This window comes from Georgenia thermotolerans, assembly GCF_009193185.1.
In the GTDB taxonomy this organism is placed as follows: domain Bacteria; phylum Actinomycetota; class Actinomycetes; order Actinomycetales; family Actinomycetaceae; genus Georgenia; species Georgenia thermotolerans.
Map to the genome: position 1 here is coordinate 1 of NZ_VUKF01000084.1, position 5,274 is coordinate 5,274.

Annotated in this window: 4 protein-coding genes and 2 pseudogenes; 1 reads left to right on the top strand and 5 read right to left on the bottom strand. The window is 76.9% G+C overall.

The features are described from left to right. The 3 genes and pseudogenes from GD970_RS21925 to GD970_RS21095 form a co-directional block, all read right to left on the bottom strand. A pseudogene (locus GD970_RS21925) lies at positions 1-267 on the bottom strand (hypothetical protein); the annotation flags it as partial. Further along, positions 264-707, bottom strand: coding sequence for a chemotaxis protein CheW (locus GD970_RS21090; RefSeq protein ID WP_152204847.1), 444 nt, complete (start codon positions 705-707; stop codon positions 264-266). The gene GD970_RS21090 and the pseudogene GD970_RS21925, both read right to left, overlap by 4 nt. Then, complete coding sequence (locus tag GD970_RS21095; protein WP_170297343.1) at positions 704-3,334, bottom strand: chemotaxis protein CheA; 2,631 nt, start codon at positions 3,332-3,334, stop codon at positions 704-706. Before GD970_RS21095 ends, GD970_RS21090 begins: the two co-directional genes overlap by 4 nt. A 400-nt stretch (positions 3,335-3,734) precedes the next feature. Here GD970_RS21095 and GD970_RS21100 point away from each other — a divergent pair, with 400 nt between their 5' ends. After that, on the top strand, positions 3,735-4,163 hold the full coding sequence (locus GD970_RS21100) for a YybH family protein (protein WP_152204849.1): 429 nt from the start codon (positions 3,735-3,737) through the stop codon (positions 4,161-4,163). Between the two features lie 33 nt (positions 4,164-4,196). Here the strand turns inward: GD970_RS21100 and csrA are convergent, their stop codons facing one another. Together csrA and GD970_RS21930 are read right to left on the bottom strand one after the other, a co-directional pair. After that, on the bottom strand, positions 4,197-4,454 hold the full coding sequence (csrA, locus tag GD970_RS21105; protein ID WP_152204850.1) for a carbon storage regulator CsrA: 258 nt from the start codon (positions 4,452-4,454) through the stop codon (positions 4,197-4,199). A 117-nt stretch (positions 4,455-4,571) separates the two neighbouring features. After that, positions 4,572-5,274 (bottom strand): annotated as a pseudogene (locus GD970_RS21930) (hypothetical protein); the annotation flags it as partial.

Sequence of the window (5,274 nt, forward strand, 5' to 3'; positions counted from 1 at the left end):
GCGCCCCGCGCGGGGGCCGCCTGTCGGGGTCCCGGGCGCGCCCGGCTGAGCGGCGCCGTCGTCCTCCACGGGACGGGCCGCGCCGGCGCCACCGGGTGCGTCCGCCCGCAGGGCCCCGGCCACGTCGGGGCTGACGGGCGTGGGGACGACCTGGGCCCACGACGGCACGCCGGGCGCCGGGATCGGCCGCGGGGTCGCCACCGGCGGCGCCGCGCCGTCACCAGCGGTCGGGGCCGGGACCGCGGGGTCCTGGGCGGAGGTCGTCATGGGTGCTCCTTCGGGGCGGAGGGGTCGGAAGCGGTGAGGGCGTCGAGGTCGAGCACGAGCAGCAGGGACTCGGGCAGCGGGTAGGCGCCGGTGATGCAGCCGCGCTGGGCCGTGGCCAGGGTGCTCGGGGGCGGGCGCAGCTCGGCGGGGTCGAGGTCGAGCACCTCGCCGACGTCGTCGACGAGCAGGCCGACGCTCTCCCCGCCGGCCTCGGTGACGAGCAGCATCTGCGGCGCGTCCGCGGCCCGGGCGGGCAGGGCGAGGCGGGGGCGGGGGTCCAGGCACAGCAGGATCTGGCCGCGCAGGTTGGTCAGCCCGGCGACGTCCGGCGGGGCGAGCGGCACCGGGGTGCGGGCCCCGGCGCGCACGGCCTCGCGCACGCGGGCGACGTCGGCGGCGAAGTGCCGGCCGGCGAGCGTGAAGGTCACGTGCTGGGTCACGGCCGCACCACCTCCCGCAGGGCGGCGGCCATGCCCTCGCCGTCGCCGCCGAAGAAGGCGGGCGCGACCGCGGCGACCAGGGCGTCGCCGTCGAGCAGCTCGGTGACGTGACTGTCGAGCACCGCCGAGCCGACGAGGCCGGCGTCCTCGATGGCGCTGTGCCGGCCCTCGTCGGTGACGATGTCGACGATGCGCCGCACGGCCAGGGCCACCACGCGCTCGGCGTGGTGGTACAGGACGACGACGAGCTCCTCGGGGTCCGGCTGCTCGCCGGCGCCCAGGACCCGGTCCAGGCGGACCAGCGGCACGATGGCGCCGCGCACCTGCACCACCTCGTGGCGGCCCACCCGCTCCAGGGCGGCGCTGGGGACGCGCTCGATGCGGGCGACCGAGGAGATCGGCACGGCCGCCCGCCGCCCGTCGCCGATCGCGGAGACGAGCATCTGCTCGGGCTCGGGGGCCGGGTCCGCCTCGGGCACGTGGGCCGACTCCGGGGCAGCGACGCCGACGACGACCCCCGAGCGGCGGGCGATCGCCCGCGGGTCGACGACGAGGGCGACCTCGCCGTTGTCGCGCAGCATGGCACCCAGGTAGGCCCCGACGTCGGCCAGCCGGGTGGGCAGCGGGGTGAGCATGGTGTGCATGACGTCGAGGACCCGGTCGACGACCAGGACGAAGCGGCGGCCGGCGGTCTTGAGCACGACCAGCGCGCCGTCGGCCTCCGGGCGGGCCGGCAGGCCGAGGGCCTCGTCGAGGCGGACGACGGGCAGCAGCTTCCCGCGGTGGCGGTAGACCGCGGCGGTGCCGACGTGCTCGATGCCCGTCTCGCCCGGGCGGACGGCGACGAGCTCGCGCAGCGTGGTCTGCGGCAGGGCGTAGACCTGCCCGGCGCAGGTCACGCCGAGAACCGGGACGATGGCCACGGTCAGCGGGATGCGCAGGTGCCAGGTGGTGCCCACGCCCACCTGGGAGGTGAAGTCGACGGTGCCGCCGACGGCCTCGACCTTGGTGCGCACGACGTCCATGCCGACGCCGCGCCCGGAGACCCGGCTGACGGCCTCGGCGGTGCTGAACCCGGGCTGGAAGAGCAGCTGGAGGATCTCCGGGGTGCTCATCGCCGCGATCTGCTCGGCGGTGCGCAGCCCGCGCTCGACGGCCTTGTCGGCGACCCGGTCGGGGTCGATGCCGCGGCCGTCGTCGATGACCTCGATGGCCACGTGCCCGCTGGTGTGCACCGCCTGGATGGTCAGGGTGCCGAAGGGGGCCTTGCCGGCGGCGAGGCGCTCGGCGGCCGGCTCGATGCCGTGGTCGACGGCGTTGCGCACCAGGTGGGTCAGCGGGTCGCGGACGGCCTCGAGGAGGCTGCGGTCGGCCTCGGTGTCCCCGCCGCCGAGCTTGAGGTGGACCTGGCGGCCGCAGGCGGCGGTCAGCTCGCGGACCAGGCGGGGCAGGGAGGCGAAGAGGTGCTCGACCGGCTGCATGCGCGAGCGCAGGATGTCGTCCTGGAGGGCGCCGGTGACGACGTCGAGCTGCTGGGCCAGGCGGGCGAGCTCGTCCTGGGCGGTGGTTCGGGCGAGCTGGCCGATCTGGTTGCGCAGCACGACGAGCTGGCCGGCCTGCTGCACGAGCCGGTCGAGCAGGTCCACCCGCACGCGCACGGTGGTGTCGTGGGGGCGGGCGGCCGCGGCACCGCCTTGGGGGCCCGGCGGCGTGGGCCCGGCGGAGGCGCCTGCCGCGCTCGGGGCCCCGGGCGGGACCGTCTCCTGCGGCGCGTCGTCCGGCGAGGGGAGGTCGTCGTCCTCGGTGGGTTCGTCGTCCGGGGAGGGCAGGTCGTCGTCCTCGGCCGGCAGGTCGGGGTCCTCCCCCGGCATCGCGGGGTACTCGCCGGGGGCCAGGGGGCGCTTCCCGGTCGCCGCCGGCTCCGCAGGCGTCGCCGGATCTGCCGCGTTGGCGCCCGGGTCAGCGGCGGCGCGACCGTCCGACGCGAGAGGGGCCTCGGCCCGCCGCCGTGGTCTGGTGTCGCCGGCGGACGGGCCCGACGTCGCGGTGTTGCCGGCCGCGCCGTGGCCCGGCTCCGCGGACGGCTGCGAAGGCCTGTCGCCGGCCCGGCCGGGCGTCGGTGCGGGCGCGTCGCCAGGCCGGCCGGACGGCGCCCCACGGCCGGCTCCGCCGTGGCCGGGTTCGCCGGGTTCGCCTGCCGCTCCCGCAGGTACAGCGGCCGCCGTCGCCGCCGCGGCACCCCCGCCACGGAGCTGCTCGAGCCGGGCGATGAGAGGGGCGACGTCCACGCCGGCGTCCCCGCCGGTGGTCTCGATGGCGGCGAGCACGTCGCGCACGCGGTCCGCGAGCGCGAGCAGCACGTCGGTGGTGGGGCCGTCGAGGCGGCGGGCGCCGTCGCGCAGGTCCACCAGCAGGCCCTCGCCGACGTGGGTGAGCCGCTCGAGCTTGCCGAAGGCGAGGAAGCCGCTGGTGCCCTTGATGGTGTGGAGGGTGCGGAAGATGCTGTTGAGCAGGTCGCGCGAGGTCGGGGCGGACTCCAGGGCGACGAGGTCGCGGTCGAGCTGGTCGAGGTTCTCGCGGCTCTCGACGAGGAACTCCTCGACGATGTCGTCCATCTCGTCGTCCATGCCGCCACCTCCTCTCCCGCTCGCTGGTCCGGGCACTATCGCCCTCAGTGGGGAAATCGGCGCCATTGACGAGGAAATGAGGAATTGCTGTTACTGGTGTTACTCATGAGACGAAAGAGAATTGCGGTGACGTGAGGGGTAACGGCGCCGTGGAATCTCGCGCCGCCGCAGGGCACGCCTTGTGCCGAGCCGGGCCGACCTCGGCGCTCGGGTCCGCATGCTGCCTCGCCTTCAGCCCGACGGCGTGCGCGGCGCGGAGCGGAGCGCATGGCGCGGTGGCCTTCCTGGTGGTTCGCTGGACGTGGTCCTCGCGTGGCCTTCCGTCACGTCCGACGCCGCCGTCGGACGGGGGCTGGGGGACGAGGCCAGGTCCAGCGCGCTACAAGATCAGGAGATCACCATGGACCTCGAGGAGACCGTGCGCCGGTACCACGACGCGGCCAACCAGTTCGCCACCGGAGACCCCCAGGGCATCAAGGCCCTGTACTCCCGCACCGACGACGTCATGCTGGCCAACCCGTTCGGGCCCGCCGTGCGCGGCTGGGCGGCCGTCTCGGACGCCCTCGACCGCGCGTCGGCGAGCTTCCGCGACGGCGCGGTCACGGCGTTCGAGCGCGTGGCCAAGTACGCCGACCACGACGTGGCGTCGATCCACGAGACCGAACGATGGCAGGCCAAGGTGGCGGGCCGCCCGGAGATCTCGACCTTCACGCTTCGCGCCACCAGCACCTTCCGCAGGGAAGAGGGCAGCTGGAAGCTGGTGCTGCGGCATGCCGACCCCATCGACACCGCCGATCCGGCGGGTCCGCTCCGAGCGCGCGGGGCGTGAGGACGGGTCCCCTGATCAGGGCTCGCCGCCGCGCTACGTGTCGGCGGCGTCCCGTCCGGCGTCCCGGCGGGCGGTGAGCGCACGCAGCGCCTCCACGGCGGTGTCGTCCGCGGCGGTGGCCTCGCGGTTGGCCTCCTCCACCGCCTTGCGGACCTCCGCGCGGTTGACGGTGACGCTGCGCGGGGCGGCGATGCCCAGGCGCACGGTGTCGTTCCGCACGTCGACGACGGTGAGGACGATGTCCTCCCCGATGACGATCTGCTCGCCCACGCGTCGACTCAGCACCAGCACGCGACGACCCTACCCGGCGCGTGTCGCCGCAGCCCACGGGCCGCACCGCGCCGGACGGCGGCGACCGATGTGCACGCATGACGCGCGACGTGGCCGACCGTGCCGACCGGCCGCGCCTCAGCCCGCGGCCGGGCGCGCCGGGCGGGCGCGGGCCTCGTCCAGCACGCACGCCCACACGGTGGGCGTGGCGGGCAGCCCGTCGAGCCAGCCCACCGGCGCGCCGAGGTCGAGCAGGCCGCCGGGGCGGGTCGCCTCCCAGGCCCGCTGCCCGGCGACGGCGTCGACCCGGGTCACCGGCAGCGCGGCGAGCTGGGCGCCCATCTCGCCGGGGCTGCGCCGGGCGTCCAGCGCCGCCCACACCTGGTCGGGCGCCAGCGCGGCCAGCACCCCCTCGGTGAGGCGTCGCCCGGAGCGGGAGTCGTCGGCCCCGGCGGCCACGACCAGCACCTGCTCCGCCGCCTCCTGCCGCAGCCGGGCCGCCCGGCGCGGGCTCGTCAGCCGGGTGCCGGCGCCGGGCAGGGTGTCCTCCTCGCCCACCAGCACCAGCTGGTAGGGGTGGGCCCGCAGCCGGACCAGCATCTGCGCGCAGGTCTCGAGGACCTCGTCGGCCGTGCCGACGACGGCGAGCACCTTGCCCGGCCGCAGCGCCGGGGCCACCGGGCGGGGCAGCCGGGCGGCCAGGGCGACCAGGGCGGCGGTGACGTCCGCCGTGCCGGTGGGCACCAGCGCGGCCGGGACGCCGAGGTCGCGCAGCAGCGCGGGCGCGGCCATCGCCGAGCGCCCGACCGTCCGGGACGCGGCGTCGCGGGCCGCGGCCGCC